Annotated in this window: 15 protein-coding genes and 2 pseudogenes; 7 read left to right on the top strand and 10 right to left on the bottom strand. The window is 71.6% G+C overall.

Going from position 1 to position 19,310, the window contains the following annotated elements; all coding sequences use genetic code 11:
- Nucleotides 1-40 precede the first annotated feature (40 nt).
- The 3 genes from msrA (at nucleotide 41) to FVA80_RS10410 (ending at nucleotide 2,709) form a co-directional block, all read left to right on the top strand.
- Nucleotides 41-757 carry a peptide-methionine (S)-S-oxide reductase MsrA gene (msrA, locus tag FVA80_RS10420; protein ID WP_147910645.1) on the top strand — a complete coding sequence of 239 codons (717 nt, stop codon included), beginning with the start codon at nucleotides 41-43 and terminating at the stop codon, nucleotides 755-757.
- Between the two features lie 261 nt (nucleotides 758-1,018).
- Nucleotides 1,019-1,981, top strand: a complete 963-nt coding sequence (locus tag FVA80_RS10415; protein WP_147910646.1) for an acetyl-CoA carboxylase carboxyltransferase subunit alpha — start codon at nucleotides 1,019-1,021, stop codon at nucleotides 1,979-1,981.
- Nucleotides 1,978-2,709 carry a DUF1796 family putative cysteine peptidase gene (locus FVA80_RS10410; RefSeq protein ID WP_147910647.1) on the top strand — a complete coding sequence of 244 codons (732 nt, stop codon included), beginning with the start codon at nucleotides 1,978-1,980 and terminating at the stop codon, nucleotides 2,707-2,709. Before FVA80_RS10415 ends, FVA80_RS10410 begins: the two co-directional genes overlap by 4 nt.
- Before the next feature lie 161 nt (nucleotides 2,710-2,870).
- Here FVA80_RS10410 and FVA80_RS10405 read toward each other — a convergent pair whose 3' ends face one another.
- Entirely contained in the window at nucleotides 2,871-3,755 is an 885-nt protein-coding gene (locus tag FVA80_RS10405) for a LysR substrate-binding domain-containing protein (protein WP_147910648.1), read from the bottom strand.
- 143 nt (nucleotides 3,756-3,898) lie between these two features.
- Here FVA80_RS10405 and FVA80_RS10400 point away from each other — a divergent pair, with 143 nt between their 5' ends.
- Together FVA80_RS10400 and FVA80_RS10395 are read left to right on the top strand one after the other, a co-directional pair.
- Nucleotides 3,899-5,419, top strand: coding sequence for an MFS transporter (locus FVA80_RS10400; protein ID WP_147957828.1), 1,521 nt, complete (start codon nucleotides 3,899-3,901; stop codon nucleotides 5,417-5,419).
- 414 nt (nucleotides 5,420-5,833) lie between these two features.
- Complete coding sequence (locus FVA80_RS10395; RefSeq protein WP_147909126.1) at nucleotides 5,834-7,336, top strand: murein L,D-transpeptidase family protein; 1,503 nt, start codon at nucleotides 5,834-5,836, stop codon at nucleotides 7,334-7,336.
- Between the two features lie 3 nt (nucleotides 7,337-7,339).
- Here FVA80_RS10395 and FVA80_RS10390 read toward each other — a convergent pair whose 3' ends face one another.
- Nucleotides 7,340-7,513 (bottom strand): YqaE/Pmp3 family membrane protein, encoded by a 174-nt coding sequence (locus FVA80_RS10390; RefSeq protein ID WP_147909127.1) that lies wholly within the window; start codon nucleotides 7,511-7,513, stop codon nucleotides 7,340-7,342.
- Between the two features lie 198 nt (nucleotides 7,514-7,711).
- On the opposite strand from FVA80_RS10390, the gene FVA80_RS10385 reads away from it, so the two are divergent.
- Complete coding sequence (locus FVA80_RS10385) at nucleotides 7,712-7,999, top strand: type II toxin-antitoxin system RelE/ParE family toxin (RefSeq protein WP_147909128.1); 288 nt, start codon at nucleotides 7,712-7,714, stop codon at nucleotides 7,997-7,999.
- A 5-nt stretch (nucleotides 8,000-8,004) separates the two neighbouring features.
- The gene (locus FVA80_RS10380) at nucleotides 8,005-8,289 is read left to right on the top strand and encodes a HigA family addiction module antitoxin (protein WP_147909129.1); all 285 of its coding nucleotides are present in this window, start codon (nucleotides 8,005-8,007) and stop codon (nucleotides 8,287-8,289) included.
- Nucleotides 8,290-8,669: 380 nt separating this feature from the next.
- On the opposite strand, the gene FVA80_RS10375 is transcribed toward FVA80_RS10380, so the two are convergent.
- The 8 genes and pseudogenes from FVA80_RS10375 to ppsR form a co-directional block, all read right to left on the bottom strand.
- A complete protein-coding gene (locus FVA80_RS10375; protein WP_147909130.1) occupies nucleotides 8,670-10,256 on the bottom strand; it encodes a c-type cytochrome in 1,587 nt (528 codons plus the stop codon).
- A 22-nt stretch (nucleotides 10,257-10,278) separates the two neighbouring features.
- Nucleotides 10,279-10,626, bottom strand: coding sequence for a hypothetical protein (locus FVA80_RS10370; RefSeq protein ID WP_147909131.1), 348 nt, complete (start codon nucleotides 10,624-10,626; stop codon nucleotides 10,279-10,281).
- On the bottom strand, nucleotides 10,626-11,129 hold the full coding sequence (locus FVA80_RS10365) for a TspO/MBR family protein (RefSeq protein ID WP_187193643.1): 504 nt from the start codon (nucleotides 11,127-11,129) through the stop codon (nucleotides 10,626-10,628). Before FVA80_RS10365 ends, FVA80_RS10370 begins: the two co-directional genes overlap by 1 nt.
- A complete protein-coding gene (locus FVA80_RS10360; RefSeq protein WP_147909132.1) occupies nucleotides 11,126-12,340 on the bottom strand; it encodes a geranylgeranyl diphosphate reductase in 1,215 nt (404 codons plus the stop codon). Before FVA80_RS10360 ends, FVA80_RS10365 begins: the two co-directional genes overlap by 4 nt.
- A gap of 4 nt (nucleotides 12,341-12,344) precedes the next feature.
- Nucleotides 12,345-13,683 (bottom strand): annotated as a pseudogene (locus FVA80_RS10355) (BCD family MFS transporter).
- Nucleotides 13,683-14,567, bottom strand: coding sequence for a chlorophyll synthase ChlG (gene chlG / locus FVA80_RS10350; protein WP_147909134.1), 885 nt, complete (start codon nucleotides 14,565-14,567; stop codon nucleotides 13,683-13,685). Before chlG ends, FVA80_RS10355 begins: the two are co-directional and overlap by 1 nt.
- Nucleotides 14,568-15,762: 1,195 nt before the next feature.
- On the bottom strand, nucleotides 15,763-17,184 hold the full coding sequence (locus FVA80_RS10345) for a DUF2254 family protein (RefSeq protein ID WP_147909135.1): 1,422 nt from the start codon (nucleotides 17,182-17,184) through the stop codon (nucleotides 15,763-15,765).
- Between the two features lie 673 nt (nucleotides 17,185-17,857).
- Nucleotides 17,858-19,305, bottom strand: a pseudogene (gene ppsR, locus FVA80_RS10340) (transcriptional regulator PpsR).
- Between the last annotated feature and the right edge of the window lie 5 nt (nucleotides 19,306-19,310).

Below are 19,310 nucleotides of genomic sequence, written 5' to 3'. Positions count from 1 at the left end.
GGTCTGGCACAGCAAGCCGCGCATCTTGCCGGAGGACAGCATGGCTCTTCGCATCACGCTTCGCCCGCTCCTCGGGGCGGCCCTCGGGCTCGGCCTGGCCGGGGCGCTGCTCCTGCCCCGGCTTCCGGCCTTCGCCGAGGAGGCGCCGCGCCGCCTGCCGGAGGCCGCGACCGCTGCGCACGAGACGCCCGGCGCGCAGGTGGCGGTGTTCGCGGGCGGCTGCTTCTGGGGCGTGCAGGGCGTGTTCCAGCACGTGCGCGGGGTGCGGGGGGCGGTCTCGGGCTATGCCGGCGGCGCGTCCGCCGACGCCGACTACAAGTCCGTCAGCCGCGGCGGCACCGACCACGCCGAGGCGGTGGCGGTGACCTACGATCCGGCCGTGATCCGCTACGACGAGCTCCTGCGGATCTTCTTCTCGGTGGCGCTCGACCCGACGCAGGTGGACCGGCAGGGGCCCGATGCCGGACGGCAGTACCGCTCGGCGCTGTTCCCGCAGGATGCCGAGCAGGCGCGGGTGGCGCGGGCCTACATCGCCCAGCTCGGCGCGGCGCACGCCTACGCGAAGCCCGTCGCCACCCGGATCGAGCCCGGCGCGGCCTTCTACCCGGCGGAAGCCTACCACCAGGACTTCATGGCCCTGCACCCCGGCCACCCCTACATCGCAGCCAACGACGCGCCGAAGCTCGACGCGCTGAAGCAGCTGTTCCCGGAGCGGACGGCGGCGCAGCCGGCGCTGGTGAACCGGCCGCCGGCTTGAGGGCGGCATCCGTGCGGGCGCCGTGACCGCAGGCCCGCATCCGCGGCCATCCTCCGCAGCGGTCGGCGCCGAGCGCGAAACCGCTTCTACCCGAGGCACCAGTCCAACCCCGCCACCGCAACCGCCCAACCTTAAAAAACGCCCGCGCGGCGCTCGCGCAAAGCTGCTCGAACCCGGGGCCGGTTGACACCACCCCCGCCATCGCCAACACCTCGCGCCCGCCGCTTCCGGAGCGGCGAACCCGGGAAGACCTGTGACACGATGGCGGTGACGCGCACCTACCTCGACTTCGAGAAGCCGGTTGCCGAGCTGGAGGCCAAGCTCGAGGAATTGCGCGCGGTCGGCGAGCGCGACGGCGCGGTCTCGATCTCCGAAGAGGTCGGCCGGCTGGAGGCCAAGGCCGGCCAGGCGCTCGCCGAGATCTACGCGAGCCTCACGCCCTGGCAGAAGACCCAGGTCGCCCGCCATCCGCAGCGCCCGCATTTCGTGGATTACTGCGCCGGGCTGATCACCGAGTTCACGCCGCTCGCCGGCGACCGCACCTTCGGCGAGGACGAGGCGATCCTGGGCGGCTTCGGCCGGTTCCGCGGGCGCCCGATCTTGGTGCTCGGCCAGGAGAAGGGCGCCACCACGGAGGCGCGGCTGCGCCACAATTTCGGGATGGCCCGGCCCGAGGGCTACCGCAAGGCGGTGCGCCTGATGGAGACCGCCGACCGGTTCGGCCTGCCGGTGATCGCCTTCGTCGACACCGCCGGCGCCTATCCGGGGATCGAGGCGGAGGAGCGCGGCCAGGCCGAGGCGATCGCCCGCTCCACCGAGGCGTGCCTGGCGCTCGGCGTGCCGAACGTCGCCGTGGTGATCGGGGAGGGCGGCTCGGGCGGCGCCATCGCGCTCGCCACCGCCAACCGGGTGCTGATGCTGGAGCACGCGATCTACGGCGTGATCTCCCCCGAGGGCGCCGCCTCGATCCTGTGGCGCGACCAGGGCCGCGCCCACGAGGCCGCCACCGCCATGAAGATCACCGCGCAGGACCTGCTGCGGCTCGGCGTCATCGACGGCATCATCCCGGAGGCGACCGGCGGCGCCCACCGCGACCGCGAGGCGGCGATCCGCGGCGCGGGCGACGCCGTCTCGGACGCGCTCGCCCAGTTCGACGGCCTGACCCCGGTGGAGATCCGCGACCGCCGGGCGGAGAAATTCCTCGCTATCGGCCGGACCCTGTGAGTCCAACCGGCGCGACGGGCGGCCTTCTGGGCGCCCTCGGGCGGCTCCTGGGGCGGCGCGACGCGCGCGAGCCGGGCGGGCACAACCACGTCTCGCTCGGCTGCAATTGCCAGATGGCGCACGTGCTCAAGACCCTGGACCTGCGCCACTGGTCCGGCCCGCTGGACTGGATCTTCTCCATGCCCGGCATGGTCCGGGATTGCCTGGACGACGATTTCACCGCGCTCACCGACCGGGCCCAGCTCGAGAGCATCCCGGAGGCGGAGCGGCGCGGGCCCGACATCTGGCGCGGCCGGCACCGGCTGTACCGGGAGCGGCACGGGCTCGAATGCGTGTTCAACCACCACGACCCGGCATCGAACGGGGCGGATTACGCCTTCCTGACCGAGGGCGTGCGCCGCCTGCGCCAGGCCCTCGACACGCCCGGCACCCAGAACCGGCTGTGGATGATGACCCACCTCCACACGCCCCGGGAGACGGTCGAGGCGATCGACGACCTGCTGGGCGCGCGCGCCAGCCGCAACCACCTGACCTTCCTGCAGCTCCAGCCGGACCATCCGGGCGTCGCGGTCGTCGAGGCCACCGACCTCCGGCCGACCTTGCGCTGGCTGACGGTCCAGACCCGCTCGACCCCGGTCGGCCTGCGGCTGGCCGACCCGGCCGAGGACGCGCAGCTCGTGGAGATCATCCGCACCGAGGCGGCCCGGCCGCCGGAGGTGTTCGGCTGAGGGGGCGCCGCGCAACGGAGCCCTCGAAGGAGCCCTCCAGCCGGCCCCGCGTTCCCTGGTGCCCTCCATCGAGGCCCGCTGGCGCGGGCACCCCAGGATGAGGTGGGGGATGGGATTCCGCTTGCCACGCAGGCCTTTCCCCGGCCTGCAGGCCCACCGCCTCACCCGTCCTGAAACAACCGCGCGCCGACGAAATCCACGAAGGCGCGCAGCCGCGCCGACATGTGCCGGCCGGACGGCCACAGGATCGAGAACTGGCCGGGATCGGTGAGGTAGAGGTCGAGGATCCGGGTCAGGACCCCCTCGCGCAGGGCCGAAGCCACCAGGAAATCCGGCATGCAGCCGATGCCCAGGCCGCCGATCGCGGCGGCGCGCAGGGCCTCCATGTTGTTGCAGGTGAGGGCGGTGCGCAGGCCCGCGGGCGGCGGCTCGGCGAGGGTCCGGTCCTGCAGCTTGCCGGAGGTGGGGAAGCGGAAGCGCAGGGCCGCGTGCCCCGCGAGGTCGGCCGGGCGCAGGGGCGTGCCGGCCCGGTCGAGATAGGCCGGCGCGGCGCAGAGCACGAACCGGAACAGGCCGAGGCGCCGGGCCATCAGGCTCGAATCGATCAGGGTGCCGCTGCGGATCGCGGCATCCATGCCGGCTTCCACCAGGTCCACCTGGCGGTCGTTGAAATCGAGGTCCAGCTCGATCTCGGGGTAGAGTGCCTGGAACTCGGGCAGCACCGGCAGGAGGAAGCGGTAGCCGACGATCGGCAGGCTGATCCGCAGGATGCCGCGGGGCGACCGCCGGCTCTGGGTGACCAGCGCCTCGGTCTCGCGCAGGTCGTCGAGGATCGCCCGGCACCGCGCCTGGAGCAGGACGCCCTCCTCGGTGAGCGACACCCGCCGGGTCGTGCGGTGGAACAGGCGCACGCCGAGCCCGGCTTCGAGCCGCGCCACGGCCTTGCCCACCGCCGAGGCCGACAGGCGCAGGTCGCGCCCCGCCGCGACGAAGCTCAGCCGCTCCGCGCTCCGCACGAAGGCCGCGATGTCGCCGAGGTTGTCCATGCCGGCGGATTAGAGCGCGCCCGTCCGGAATGAAAGGACCGGAGACCGGATTAACGGCGCGCAGGCTCCACGCGACGGTGCGGTGCCCTCCCGGCGGCGACCGGCCCGGGGACGCGCGAACGCCCAGCCGAGGAAGCCGAGCCATGACCGAAACCCCGAACCCCGCCCCGACCGGCGATCCGCTGGTGCTCGGTTCGGTCTGCCTGGCCGCCCTGATCCTGCCGCTCAGCTTCTCGGCGGGCGCGGTGGCGACGCCCGCCATCGGGCGCGCGCTCGGCGGCAGCCCCGAAGCGCTGACCTGGATCACCAACGGCTTCATGCTGACCTTCGGCAGCCTGCTGATGGCGGCCGGGACCCTGGCCGACCGCTACGGCCGCCGGCTGGTCTTCACCCTCGGCGTCGCGATCGTCACCGGCTTCTCGCTGGCGCTGGGCCTGGCGTCCTCGGTCTGGCTGATCGACCTGCTCCGGGCCGGGCAGGGCGTCGGCGCCGCGGCGGCGCTGGCGGGCGGCACCGCGGCGCTCGCCCAGGACTTCGAGGGCCACGCCCGCACCCGGGCCTTCAGCCTGCTCGGGACCACGTTCGGCGTCGGGCTGGCCTTCGGGCCGGTCATCACCGGATTCCTGATCGCCGGCGCCGGCTGGCGCTCGATCTTCCTGGTCGGCGCACTGGTCGGCGCGGCCGCGCTCGTGCTCGGGCCGCCGCGGATGCGCGAGACCCGCGACCCCGCGGCCCGGAGCCTCGACTGGCCCGGGACCGTGAGCTTCACCGCGATGCTGACCGCCCTCACGGTGGCGGTGATCGAGGCGCCGGGCCTCGGCTGGGGCAGCCCGGTGCCGTGCTTGCTGCTCGCCGCCGCCACGCTCCTCCTGATGGCCTTCGTGGCGATCGAATCCCGGGCCGCCCGGCCGATGCTCGATCTCGGCCTGTTCCGCTACCGGCGCTTCGTCGGCGTGCAGATGCTGCCGGTGGCGACCTGCGCGTGCTTCGTGGTGCTGCTGGTGATCCTGCCCCTGCGCTTCATCGGCCTCGAGGGCCGGAGCGAGCGGGAGGCCGGGCTCCTGATGCTGGCCCTGTCGGCGCCGATGCTGGTCGTCCCGATGGCCGCCGCCGCGCTGGCCCGGCGGGTCCCGCCCGGCCTGCTCTCGGGCCTCGGGCTGCTGGCGGCCGCGTCCGGACTCGTGTGGCTGGGCTTCACCGAGATCGGCAACCGCGCGGTGCTGGCGCCGATGCTGCTCATCGGCCTCGGCAGCGGACTGCCCTGGGGGCTGATGGACGGTCTGTCGGTGGCCGTCGTCCCCCGGGCGCGGGCCGGAATGGCGGCGGGCATTTTCGGCACGGTCCGGGTCGCCGGCGAGGGCGTGGCGCTCGCGCTGGTCAGCGCCACGCTGGCCGGCCTGGCCGCTGTCGCGCTCCGCCGGGCCCCGGGCAGGCCGACGGCGCCCTGTTGGCCCAGGCCGGCCAGCGCCTGGCCGTGGGGACCCGGACGCCGCCCGGCGCTGCTGCCGGGGCTCGACGGCGCCGCCCTGATCCAGGCCTACCAGGCGGCCTTCGCCACCCTGTCCTGGACGCTGGCCGCCGTCACGGTGGTCTGCGCCGTCGCGGTGTTCGGGTTACTGGCGGAGCGGACGGACAACGTGGCCGATGCCGGCGTCGGTCTCTGACGGCGCCCACTACCCCCCGCGCATCCGCGCGGCCACAAGGCCCCGCCCCTCGCCGGCGCCGCCATGGCGGCACTGGGCCTCGCCTGCCTGCCGTGGCTGCGCCGGGACGGGCGGGTGCGTACGACCGCGGCGGCGAGCCGCGGTTCAGTTTTCAGAACAATGGTTTAGCGCCAACCGTGAAGGTCCCGGATTCAAAAGCCCCGGGACCGTTTGCGGGTGCAGGACGCAGCCCTGCCGCCGGGCCGGAGACGGGCCCACGTTCCCTCATCCACCGGAGAGTCCGGTGCAGTGTTGCGCCCCGGTCCTTGCGGTAACGAAGGCGCAAGCTTAACGAGCCTATTGGGTTGGGGAGTGGCGCCCGATGTCGGCTCGCAAAAGGCCGCCGGGCGCAGACTGAAGACGACGAGGTTCCCCATGACGGCGCGTCTCGCGACTGCGCGACTGCTGGCGGCGGCGTCCCTGCTGGCCCTCGCGCTGGCCGGCTGCCAGGACGGCTCCGGGATCAACGGCCCGAGCGCGCGCAGCATCGCGCCGATCGCCCCGCAGACGGTCGCCCTGATGCAGACCAAGGGCATGCAGCAGACCGACCCGATCCTGATCCGCGCCTACAAGAAGGAAGCGGAGATGGAGGTGTGGAAGCGCGGCGGCGACGGTCGCTACGCGCTCCTGAAGACCTACCCGATCTGCCGCTGGTCCGGCCAGCTCGGGCCGAAGGTCCGCGAGGGCGACCGGCAGGCCCCGGAGGGGTTCTACACGATCACCCCGGGCCTCATGAACCCGAACTCGTCGTACTACCTCTCGTTCGACACCGGCTTCCCCAACGCGGTCGACCGGGCCAACGGGCGCACCGGCAAGTACCTGATGGTCCACGGCACCTGCTCGTCGGCGGGCTGCTTCGCCATGACGGACGCGACCATCGCGGAGATCTACGCGGTGGCCCGGGAGGCGTTCATCGGCGGCCAGCGCAGCTTCCAGTTCCAGTCCTACCCGTTCCGGATGACGGCCCAGAACATGGCCAAGTTCCGCAACGACCCGAACATGCCGTTCTGGCAGAACCTCAAGGAGGGCTCGGATTACTTCGAGGCCCTGCGCGAGGAGCCGAAGGTCGGCCAGTGCGGGACCAAATACGTGTTCGGCGGCTCGGACGCGGCGGCCGGCGCGTGCAAGCCGCGACTCGACCCGGTGGTGGCCGAGAAGCGCGAGCACGACGAGCGAGAGGTGGCCGAGCTGGTCGCCAAGGGCACGCCGGCCGTGCGCGTGGTCTACCAGGACGGCGGCCAGAACCCGGTGTTCCGGCCGCAGAACAACAGCAGCGCCTTCGCGAGCCTCGGCGGCACCGAGACGGTGCTGCCCTACGACGCCAAGGAGTTCGGCCGGCACAATCTCGGCGACGTCAGCCGCCCCGAGACCCTGGCGGCCGGGCCGCAGGAGATCGAGATCGGCCCGAAGGTGCAGCCGACGATGATGGCCGGGGCCGAGCCGGCGAAGGCCGCCACCAAGGCCGCGACGAAGGCCGGCCGGGGGCAGAATCCCGTCGCCACGACGCTGATGGCCAACCGCACCGATCCAGACCTGCGGGTCGAGACCACCGCGTCGGTCGGCGAGAAGCCCGCCCGGATCACCGTGGCCGACGCGGACGGCGATCCGAGCAGCTACCAGAAGCTGATGGGCTCGCTGTTCAGCAAGGAGAAGCCGGCCGCCCCCGCAACCCCGGCGGTGGATGCGGCGGTGGTGCCGGAGCCGGTCAAGCTGGCCCATGACGCGGACAAGCTGGCCCCGAAGGCGACGGCCAAGCCGCATGCGGTGAAGACCGCGAAGGTCGAGGGCAAGGTCGAGGGCAAGGTTGACGCCAAGGCCGCGGCCTCCCCGAAGCTCGTCCTGCGCAAGGGCGAGCCGGACGTGAAGGCCAAGCCGTAGCGGTCAGATCAGCGGCCGGTCGCGGTTCATCAGCCACAGGGCGTGGACCGTGCCGGGCAGCCAGAAGATCAGCCACAGCAGGATGTTCAGCAGGAACTGCAGGCCGAAGCCCGTGGTGACGAGCACCGCCACCGGCGGGATGAAGATCGCGAGCAGGATTCGGACGAGGCTGGACACGGGAACTCCGAGTTGAAAGGTCCCGGCTCAAACGAAGCGCGACCGTGTCCGTTCCCGGAGGGAAGGACGTCACATCCGAGTTCCCATCGGGCGCTTCCGCCACCCGCCCCTTCGTGCAGGGGCTGACGCGACCCCTCCGGAACCCTTTTCCCGCTCCTGATATTTTGATACGTGTTACGTATAACGTAGCACGCGGTGATGATCCGGAGTTTCGCGGACAAGGAGACGGAGGCGCTCCACCTCCGCGACGTCTGTCACCGGCAGTGGCGTGCCTTCAAAGCCGTCGCCGTCCGCAAGCTCGACATGATCGACGCCGCGGCCGCGTTGGGCGACCTGCGTTCCCCGCCCGGCAACCAGCTCGAGAAGCTGAGCGGCAACCGCAACGGACAGTGGAGCATCCGCATCGACGACCCGTGGCGCATCCGCTTCACGTGGGGCGACGCCGGACCCGAGTCCGTCGAGATCGTGGATTACCATCGAGGATAGTACCCATGCCCCGCCTGCGCACGCATCCCGGTGAGGTTCTCCGCGAGGAGTTCATGGCGCCGCTCGGACTAAGCGCCAACCGCTTGGCCGCCGAGATCGATGTCCCGCCCAACAGGCTCAGCGAGATCCTCCGCGAACGCCGCGGCGTGACCGCCGATACAGCGCTTCGCTTGAGCATCCGGTTCGGGACGACCCCCCAGTTCTGGCTCAACCTTCAGACCGCGCACGACCTCTCGCACGCGGAGGCCGAAAGCGACCTTTCGAAGGTACGGCGCTACGAACCGGCCTGAGCGCCTCTATTACGCCGGGCGCGATGGCACGTCAGGGAGGCGCCGGCTGGAGGTGGCCGAGGCGGCGGCGTTCGACCTCCGACACGTCGGGGACGTGATCCACGACGAGCTTCCGCCACCCGCCCTGCCATTCCGGAGCCGCAAAACGGGGCCCGGAAACCAGAACCGCCGTGGTTGCCGACTGTGAGCCGCAGCGTTCCGCGCTCTCCGTGCGCGTCGGCGGATCTGGGTTCCGGGCTCGCCTGCGGCGCCCCGGGATCCATAGTCGCGACTGTCGCGGACTTGAGCAGTCGCGTTCCAACCCGTCCGTAAGACGCGGTGGTTATGGATCCCGGGCTCCGCTACGCGGCCCCGGAATGACGGTGTTAAACCCAAAAACCTCAGTTCTTCGCCGGCGGCGTGGTCGCGCTGGGCACGGCCGCCGCCTGCTTCTCCGGGTTCTTCACCTGGCTGTAGGCGACGTTGGCAAAGGTGCCGATCACCGCGGGCCAGCTCGGGTTGGCGTATTGCGGGTCGTCGCGGCCGACCTTGCAGAAGGCCGTGGTGAGGGCGTTGACCACGTCCTCGTCGGTGGCTCCCGCGTCGGCCGCCTTGATCTGCGGCACCACCCGGACCAGCGTCGGCACGAAGTCCTGCTGCTTGAGGCCGGTGAGCGTCGCCGCCACCCCGACCTTGTCGAAGGCGGCCTTGAGCGCGTCCTGCTCGATCTCGGCGCACGGGGCGGTGCCGGCCAGCATGGTCTTGGTGGCGGCCCGGGCCTCGGAGGCCTTGTCGCCGGTCACCGGCGGCGCCTTGTTGCCCCAGGAATTGCGGATGTAGTCGGTGACGTTCCTGACCTCGACATCGGTCATCTGCTGGCCGATCGCCACCATCGGGGCGTAGCCGCTCTGGGCGGCGAGCCCGCCGTAGATCACCCGCAGCACCGTCTCGGGGCCATCCGACATCACCGAGGTGTTGCCGGCGAGCGCCGGCACCGCGCCCTCGATGCCCTTGCCGTTGGGCTGGTGGCAGGAGGAGCAGTAGGTCAGGTAGGTGGACGCGCCCGGCGCGTCCGCGGTGTCGAAGGCGGTGAGGTCCTTCGGCTTGTAGGTCTGCTTGGCCGGGACCGTGCGAAGGTAGGCGACCATCGCCTTCAGGTCCTCCTCCTTCACCTTGGAGAGGGATTCCATGATGGTCTGGCGCATCGGGCCGGCGGCGACGCCGGGGCGGTCCCCCGGGGCGGTGCCGGTCTTGAGGTAGGTCACCACCTGCTCGTCGGTCCAGGCGCCGATGCCCTGGTGGCCGTCCGGGGTGATGTTGGGGGCGTACCAGCCGTCGATGACGCCGCCGCCGAAGCGGCCGGCGAAGCTCGAATTGCCCACGAGCTTGTTCTCGTTGTGGCACATCGCGCAGTGGCCCAGCCCCTCGACCAGGTAGGCGCCGCGGTTCACCTCGGCGCTGGCGCTCGGGTCGGGCTTGAAGCGCTCCTCCGTGAAGAACGCGGTCCGCCACGTCACCAGCGCGGTGCGGACGCTGAACGGGAACGGGATCTGGTTGTCCTTGCGCTTCTCGTTCACCGGCGGCAGCGATTGCAGGTAGGCCCAGATCGCCTTGGTGTCCTCGTCGGTGACCTTGGTGTACCAACCGAACGGGAAGGCCGGGTACAGGTAGCCGACATGCTTGCTGTAGCCCTGCCGGAACGACTTCTCGAAGTCGGCGTAAGCGTAGTCGCCGAGCCCGGTCTCCTTGTCGGGGGTCAGGTTGGGGGTCATGATCACCCCGAACGGCATGTTGAGCGCGTAGTTGCCGGCCAGGAACTTGCCGCCCGGGGCGGTGTGGCAGGCGGCGCAATCGCCCATGGTGACGAGGTACTTGCCGCGCTCGACCGGATCGGACGCGTCCTGCGCCAGGGCCGGCGCGGCGAGCAGCAGGCCCGCCAGGAGGGGGGCCGCGCCACGGGCCGACGAGAGGGCGTTCCTGCGCTGCATGGCGACCTCTCCCGAGCCGTCTTTATAGGTTTTCTAGGGTGCTGCGCGTGAACGCAGCGCTTTGTGGCGTTGTTCCTGGCTGCGGCCGGGTGCGGCGATGCGCCGTGGCGCCCTGACGGAACCGAAAACCAAGATCGGCGAGGTGGGCCAGGAGGCCCGCCAGCATCCAGCCGGCGACCACCGGCCAGCCGGATCCGGTGAGGGCGGCCCGGAGCGCCAGCATCAGTGCCGCACCGGAGCCCAGGTTGGCGAGCAGCGCCGCCGGGGCCATCCCGCGGCGCCGCGCGAACCAGGCGAGCAGCAGAGCCTCGGCGGCGACCAGCGCCAGGATCGCGTCGACGATCCGGCCCGAGGCGAACAGCGCCTCCATCAGGCGAGCCCCCGGAACGGCGCGTTGAGGCGCACGATCCGCAGGTTCAGGCAGGCGGCGACGCTGACCCAGGCGAGATACGGCAGGTTCATCAGCCCGGCCATCGCCGAGACCCGGCCGGTGACCAGCACCAGCACGGCGATCGACAGCCACAGGGCCGCAACCTCGGCGAGCGCCCAGTCGGGCCGGCGGAACCGGAAGAACAGCACGCTCCAGGCGATGTTGAGCACGCCGTTGACCGCGTAGGCGGCGACCAGCAGCACCCGGGCGGTGGGATCGGGATCGCCGTTCCAGGCCGTCACCGCCGCGATGGTGGTGAGCAGGAAGATCACGGTCCAGACCGGCCCGAAGGCCCAGTCCGGCGGCTTCCAGGCGGGGAACCGGAGATGCCGGTACCAGCCATCCGTCTTGGTCGCGACCCCGCCGGCGACCGCGACCAGGATCGCCAGCACGGCCGCCACCGCGGGCGGGCCCCAGCTCGGATCGAGCCCCAGAACAGTCACGGGGAGACCCAGCGGAACAGGTGGGCGAGGTCCTTGAAGAAGATCCGGGCGTGGGCGGCGGGCTTGGCCCGGACCAGCTCCTTGTTCATGTAGCTGTCCCAGGTGAGCTGCTGGACGTCCTTGTCCCGGCAGATCGAGACGAACCGCTCGCGCAGGCCGTCGCTGCGGTACCAGACCCACTGCATCATCCCGAGGATCCAGAACACGCGGCCGTGCAGCTTCATGAACCGCTTCCGCGCGCTCGCGAGCGCCCGGACGTCGCCGGTGGCCAGGAAGGCCTTGGCCGCCTCGGCCGAGAGCTGGCCACCCAGCATCGCGTAGTAGATGCCCTCGCCGGAGGCCGGGGCGACGACGCCCGCGGCATCGCCCGCCAGCAGCACGTCGCGGCCGTTGTCCCAGCGCTTGAGCGGCTTCAGCGGCAGGGGCGCGCCCTCCCGGCGGATGGTCTCGGCGCCGTCGAGGCCGGTGGCGACGCGCAGGGCCCGGATCGAGGAGCGCAGGGAGAAGCCTTTCTTCGCGCTGCCGGTGCCGATGCTGGCGGTCTCGCCGTGCGGAAAGATCCAGCTGTAGAAGTCCGGCGAGTGCCGGCCCTGGTAATAGACGTCGCAGCGGGCGGCATCGACGGCGCCGCCCCCCGGCGCGTCGGGGGCCGGCACCCGGACGATCTCGTGATAGGCGAAGACCTGCTTCATCCTGTCGTGGCCCGGCACCTCGGCCCGGCCGACCGGCGAACAGGCCCCGTCGGCGCCGATGACCAGCCGCGCCCGGACTGCGTGACGGGCCTGGGCCTCGCCCTTGCCGGTGGTGAAATGCACCAGCGGCGGGCCGTCGTCCGGCCGGGTCATCTTGTCGTAGGCCGCCTCGCGCAGGTCGGCGCCGGCCTCCTCGGCGCGGGTGCGCAGCCACGGGTCGAAATGCTGGCGGTCGACCATGCCGACGAAGCCCTCGCCCACCGGCATGTCCACGGCCTTGCCGCTCGGCGCCACCATCCGGGCGGAGCGGATCTTGGCCACCAGCAGCGCGTCGGGGATCGCGAAGTCGCGGATCAGCCGGGGCGGGATCGCGCCGCCGCAGGGCTTGATCCGCCCGGGCTTGTCCAGCAGCAGCACCGCGTGCCCGGCCCGGGCCAGCTCGGTGGCCGCCGTCGCCCCCGCGGGGCCCCCGCCGACCACGACGACGTCGTAGGGGGCGTCATCATTCAACCGAGCCATCGCGTCACCTCGCGCCGAGGATGGGATTGAGCGGGATCGCGCCCCGAGCGGGAGCCCGGACGGGCTCGAGCCGCAGGGCCAGCACCACCGCGACGAGGAACAGCACCCCCTCGGCGGCGAAGACGGCGGCGTAGGCCTGGACCGGCTGGGCCGTGAAGAGCCGCACCAGATCCACCGCGGCCGCGCCCAGGAATCCGCCGGCCCCGAACGCGATGCCCTGGGCCGCGCCCCAGACCCCCATGCGGGTGCCGCGCTCCCGTGCGTCGCCGCGGCCGGCGAGCGCCATCATCGACCCGATGGCGGCGACCGCGTAGGCGCCGTTGGCGACCCCAACGCGAACACCACCGGGCGCAGGGGACGACGCCGCCGCCGGCGGCGAGCGCGAACAGGGCGGCGGCCGAGCCGGCGCAGCCGAGCGCGATCCAGAGCCGCAGGGAGGCCAGCGCGGTGCCGCGCGCCGCCAGCGTGACGCCGGCCACCAGCAGCATCCCGGCGAGCACGCCGCCGTGCTGGAGCCCGGCGAGCTTGGTGGTGGCCCCCGGGCTCATGGCGAAGACCAGCCCGGCATAGGGCTCCAGGATCAGCTCCTGGGCGCTGTAGGCCAGCATCGAGACGAACACGAAGATCGTGAAGGTCCGCGCCACCGGATCGGCAAGCACCTGGACCAGCACCGTGAAGAACGGTTTTTTGGCCGCCGCGGGCTCGGGCGCCCGGGCGGGCAGGCGTCGCTCGACCCCGATCAGCGCCAGCACCGCGACGCAGAACGCGATCGCCGAGACCGTGCCCGACACGGCGACCAGCCGCAGGCCGGAGAACGGATCCAAAAAGTGCCCGGCGAGCGGCGCCGTCAAGGCGAAGCCCAGGATCATCATCACCCACACGATGGTGGCCGCCGCCCCGCGCCGGGCCGGCGCGACGCCCCCCGAGAGCAGGACGAGCAAGGAGGTCCCGGCGGCCCCGGCCCCGATCCCGACGCACAGGAACGACAGGGCGGCCAGCGCGAGGCCGAGCACGAGGTCGGTGGCGGCGAGCGCCGTGCCGCAGGCCGCCCCGAACCCGCCAAGGCAGAGCGCGGCCATGCCGCCGACGATCCAGGGGGTCCGGGTCCCGCTCCGGTCGGAGCCGTAGCCCCAGCGCGGGCGCAGAACCTGCGCGGCGTAGTGCAGGGCGACCAGAAAGCCCGGCACCAGGGCGGGGAGCGCCAGCTCCACCACCATCACCCGGTTCAGCGTCGCGGTCATCAGCACGACGACGCTGCCCAGGGCGGTCTGGACCAGGCCGAGGCGGACGATCTGGGGCCCGCCCAGGGTCGTCTCACCCGCGCTCGAACCGGATTGCCGCATCACGCCCCTCCCACCAGAGGCCGCAGCGCGAAGGCGGCGACCAGCATGCCGAGCACGTAGAGGGTCGTGCCGGTGCCGTTGTACCAGGCCGCCCGCTCGCGCGGGCTCTTCAGGAACCGGACCATCAGGGCGAGCTGCCCGGCGAGCAACGCCGCCACCAGGGCGGCGTGGGCCTCGCGCTCCCAGGCGACCAGCAGCCCGATCACCACCACCTGCGGCACCGCCATGACCAGGCAGGCGAAGCGGGCGGCCCGGTCCGAGCCCATCTGCACCGGCAGGGACCTCAGCCCCATGCGCCGGTCGCCCTCCACGGACTTGAAGTCGTTGAGCGTCATGATCCCGTGGGCGCCGATGGAATACAGCAGGGCGACCAGCAGCACCCGCCGGTCGGGCAGGGCGGCGGCCATCACGGCGGCCCCGGTGAACCAGGGCAGGCCCTCGTAGCAGAGCCCCACCGCGGCATTCCCCCACCACCCGTTTTTTTTGAGACGCAGGGGCGGCGCGGAATAAATCCAGGCCAGGACCAGGCCGAACAGGGCGGCCCCGAGGATCCAGGGCCCCAAAGCCGCCGCGACCAGCAGCGACAGCAGGGTCCAGCCCAATGCCAGGTAGAGGCCCCAGCGGCCCGGGATGCGCCCGGACGGGATCGGCCGGTTCGGCTCGTTGATCGCATCGACGTGCCGGTCGAACCAGTCGTTCGTCGCCTGGCTCGTCGCGCAGACCAGCGGCCCGGCGAGCACGATTCCCGCGGCGATCACCGGCCACTGCCCGTGGGCCGGCTGCCCGGACGAGATCACCCCGCAGGCGAACGCCCACATCGGCGCGAACCAGGTGAGGGGCTTGAGTAGCTCGACGACTGCGCTCGGTGCGGGCGTGGCGGCCATGGACGCAGGCTACCGGGGCCGCCGAGCGTGTCAAGCTGGATTTACACTTGGCGAAAACGTGTCGCGCCGGCTTGGCGAACGAGGTCCGCCGAAGTTTACGAATACAAAATCCATTATCAGTCTATCCCGAACACGAAGGCGCGATCAGCGACCGCTCGACTGTGCGCGGGAACGGGTCGATCCGGGCCGATGCGGGCCAGCCTTCGTGAACTCCGCGAAGTCTGACGGTGCCAATTCTTCGTGAATCCCGCACGCTCACGAGGCGCCAGACGCGGCAGCGCGCAGTCTGGCGGCCCGTGAACCGGCCGGGGCCCCGCATCCGGCATCGACCGCAGCGGATGGACCGACCGCGCCCTGAACGAAAAACAGCCCCGGGCTTGCGCCACGAGGCTGGAAGGTTGCCCCTCACTTTATTGCAGCGTGGCTGAAGCACAGGGCGCCACCTGAAGACACCCGCGCCGACGGATCGAGGGGAATGGACGTCGGCGCGGGCGGTGCTGGCTCGTCGCCGACAACTCGATTTTGCACAATCGATCCCGGAATGCACGGCGGAAAACCACGCAGACACAGAGATAATTCTCAGTCGTCGATCAAATTTTCGTCAGGCTTCGCCCTGCGATACTGCAACGAATTGAATACAAGATCACATATTCCGGCATGGCCTCGGAAGAGCGCTGCGAATGCTACCTGTGATCTGCAGCAATCCCATGATTCTCGCCGCATGATCCATACGAGCCCGCCATGTCCTTGCCGGCCCGGGATGCCGGAGCCGATCATCGAACCTGGCGCGCTTCCCCGGGGACTCCAAAAGACGTGTCGTGCAAAGGACTTGCATCGATGCGCGCGGGGGCATCCGTGCGGGCTAACGCGTCCCCACATCGCCTTCGAGCGAGGCTCGTCCGGCTCTCCTCCCTGGCAACCGACGGACTATGCCCTCCGGACGATTCATCCCCTGAGGATCGATACCTCAGGCCTCAAGACCCGCGCCGTCATTCCGGGGCGCCGGAGGCGAGCCCGGAACCCAGAACTGCCGTCGGTGCAAGAGCTTGCCACGTCGGCGTCCCTGGATCCCGGGCTCCGCTGCGCGGCCCCGGGATGACGGGCCGCGGCTGCATCGGCCCAGCCGCCGCTCGAAGATGAAATCCGGTCCGCCGCGCAGGAAGCGCAGGCGTAACAGCCCGGATCGCAGGCACCGCTACGAGACCGTGCCGGGCACGCGGGTCGACCGGGAGTTGAGCCGGCCCAGGCTTTCCGCCAGCCCGGACGCGGCGTCGGACACGGCGCCCGCCACGGCGGCGAAGCCGCGTGCCCGCAGCGCCTCCGTAAGGTCGGCCAGGGCGGCTTCGAGCTGGCGGGTCAGGACATGCTCGCCGAGGCTCGACAGCGCCCGGCTGGCGACGTCGGCGAGCCGGGCCGCGGTGGCCGGATCGACATGGCGCAGCAGGATCGCCACGCTGGTGAGGGCTTCGGCAAGCGTCTGGGACTGCATCGATTCCGAGGCCACCAGGATCACGGCCTCCAGGGCGTCGGTGGCCGCGATCGGGGCGGCATCGCCATACACGATGCCGGATCGCGCATCCTCGCCCGTTGCGGTCGCGCCGTCGCCCCAGTGCGCGATGATGTCCCGCAGGGCCTGGATGACCGAGAGCCCCGGGCTGGGATTCGACTTCGACGTGGACACCGAGGTCCACGCAATGGTGGCGAGCTGGTGCAGACCGTAGGTGGCATCGTTCCGGAGGTCGCGCCCGTCATCGTAGGACAGCGCCTTCAGCGCCTCCCCGACGACGGCCTCGCGCGCCGCCGCTTCGAGCGGCGCGCCGGGCCGGCCGCGCAGCCGGAACAGCGGATCGTGCAGGGCCCGATAGGTCCCGACCGCGATCTCGAACTCGATCTCCACGGCCCCGCCTGCATGCCGGTCCAGGGCCGCCTGGATCCGTTCGAGGTCGAGGTCGACGATGTAGCCGCACTCGCGGGAGCGGATCACGGCGACGACCGGCCAATCGCCCCGGGCGGTCCTGCGCGTCGCGGCGAGCCGGCGCAGATCGGTCGCCCTGGCCTCCAGCACGCGGCCGTGGATGAACTGGATGATCTGGGCGGGCCGCATCTGGTCGATCGTGTTGTAGATCATCACGATGATCAGGCAGAGCGCCGAAGTGGTCAGCACCAGGGCCAGGGATGTACCGAACACCGGCCGGTGAAAGCCTGTATTGGTCACGAGGGTCATCAGGACGAAGACCGACAGGCCGACGAAATACCCGAAGTAGAACTGGTTGGTGCGCCGGGCCATGAACTGGTCGGTCACCTGGGCGGTGAGCGCGGCCGCGCCCTGCTGCACGGCGATGAGCAGAAGGGAGAAGGTGATCGACGTCACCGTGATGATGCTCGACGCCACGGTGGTCAGCAGGCTGCCCAGGGCGGCACTGTCGCCCAGCAGGTCGCCGAGCCACCGGAACCCCGCCGGCGCCTGCCCGGCGGACCACGACCGGTCGGCGAGATAGATCAGGGCGTTCAATCCCACGAAGCCGAGCACGGTGGCGAGCGGCAGGGCGAGGAATTGCCGGAACGACCGCTTCACGGCGTTGAGGAACCGGTTCGGCAGCGACGTGATGGTGGCCATGCTCGACGTTCGCTGTCGCGCGGCGTGCGCTCGGGATGCGTATGGCACGGATGCGGGGGACCGTCCGCCCTCGGGGTGATGCGGATCGGACGGCTCGCGGCCGTTCACGCACCGGCTGTCGGAGAAGGCGACAACCCCTATCCCGTGCCGGGTTGCAGATTTACGGAACGTGGTCCGGATCGTTCATGGCGGCCGGAGACGGCGCATCGCAACCGACAGGCGCTCTCCCTCCCCCAATGCGGCCTCCGGGCTGGAGAGCTTGGAATTCCGATCTCTGCTCGGGGCGGAAGGCCCGGTCTTCATCGGATGTCGGCTTGACCGGTACAGCCACGCACCGTCATCCGGGGCCGCGCAGCGGAGCCCGGGATCCAGAGACGCAGACGTACCAACCTCTTGCATCGACAGCGTTTCTGGGCTTCGGGCTCGCCTGCGGCGCCCCGGACTGACGGCGCGGGCTATCACAGATGGGGGATCAAACCCTGGGAGATGGATCTTCCGACCTGTCTAACCCACGGCGCAGAGGGGGAGGGAGACGCGCCCGCGTCCGGTCATCGCCCTCATCCCGTGTGAAGCGCCACCCCTATCCGGCGGAGTAAACCGTTGTCTTGTCTGTGCTTTCAGCCAAGCCCGCTGGACGCAGCCGTCAGCCGCGCCTTCCCCAGGTCAAAAAGAATCACGCGTCCTCGGCCGGCGAGTCGAGGTCGCCGACGCCGTAGCGACGCATCTTGGCGTAGAGGCCCTGGCGGCTGAGGCCGAGCATCTCGGCCGCGGAGGCGCGGTTGTCCCGGGTGATCCGCAGGGCCGCCTCGATGCACAGCTTCTCGATCAGGTCGGTGGTCTCGCGGACCAGGGTCTTCATCGAGACCCGGCCGACCAGCTCGGCCATCTGCTCCACCGAGCGCGGCACGTCGCGGCTGCCGGCGAGCCGCCCCTCCGGGATCCGACGCGGGGCGGAGCGGATCGCGAAGCCGAGGCACGGGCGGGACCCGGGCACCGAGACGGCGGCGACCTCGACATCCTCGACGCCGCCATAGGTGCCGCGGATCACGGTGGCGAAGCGACGCACGGAGCCGTGGTCCACCAGGCTGGCGAACAGGGCCTGCGCCTCGGTATCCTCGCGGCCGAGCCACTGGTCGAGGGTGCGGCCCCGGGCCTGGCTCTCGGTGGCAAGCTGCGCCAGCTCCAGGAAGGCGGCGTTGGCCATCAGGACCCGGCGGGCCGAATCGGTGACCACGAAGCCCTCGGGCATCGCCTCGATCACCGCGCGGGTCGGCGCCTCTTGGTCGGAGCCGACCTCGGCGGCGGCCGAATCGGCCACGATCCGCATCAGCGCGCTCGGGCCCCCCTCGCCGCGGAACAGCGACACCGAGACCGTGACCTCGCCGCGCCCGTGCGGCAGCGCGGCGCGCAACTCGCCGGCCTGCCCGGTCGCCCGCAGGGCGGCGAACTGCGCCTCCAGGGAGCGGGCGCTGCCCGCCTCGAACAGGTCGACCGCGTCCTGGCCGGCCAGCCGCTTGGCCGGGCGGCCGAGCAGGCGCGCGGCGGCGGGTTCGCCTCGATCACCCGGCGGGTGCCGGCATCGAGCACCAGCACCGGCTCGCCGGAGATCTGGAACAGCAGCCGGTACCGGGTCTCGGCGGCGCGCAGGCGGTCGTAGTCGCGCTCCAGGGCCTGCTGGGCGTCGGTCAGCCGGCGCTGGAGCGCGGCCACCGCCCGCATGTCCCGGCCGAGGATCAGGATCGGGCCGCCCTCCACCGAACGCAGGGAGGCGTAGCGGATCGGCAGGTCGACGCCGCTGGGGGAGGGGTGGTTGATCTGCCGCCAGCGGGTGATGCCGCCGGTCTGGGCGTCGCGCAGCAGCGCGTCGACCTTCGGCCGGCTCTCGATCGTCACGGTGTCGATCCAGCGCCGCCCGAGCCAGCCGGGGATGTTCTCGGCGTCGAGGTCGGCCGCCGCCGTGGCATCCCGAATCACCCCGTCGGCATCCACCACCAGGGACAGGTCGGCCGATGCCGCGACGAGACGTCCGACCGCCTCTCCGTCGAGGTGGCCGGCCACCTGGAGCAGCGCCTGGGGCGGCGGCTGCGGGGTGGGGTGAGGCTGGGGCGTCACGATCACCATTACGT

This window comes from Methylobacterium sp. WL1, assembly GCF_008000895.1.
Classification (GTDB): Bacteria; Pseudomonadota; Alphaproteobacteria; order Rhizobiales; family Beijerinckiaceae; genus Methylobacterium.
Note: the sequence above shows the minus strand (reverse complement) of the source record. Positions and strands in the feature narration are given on the sequence as shown.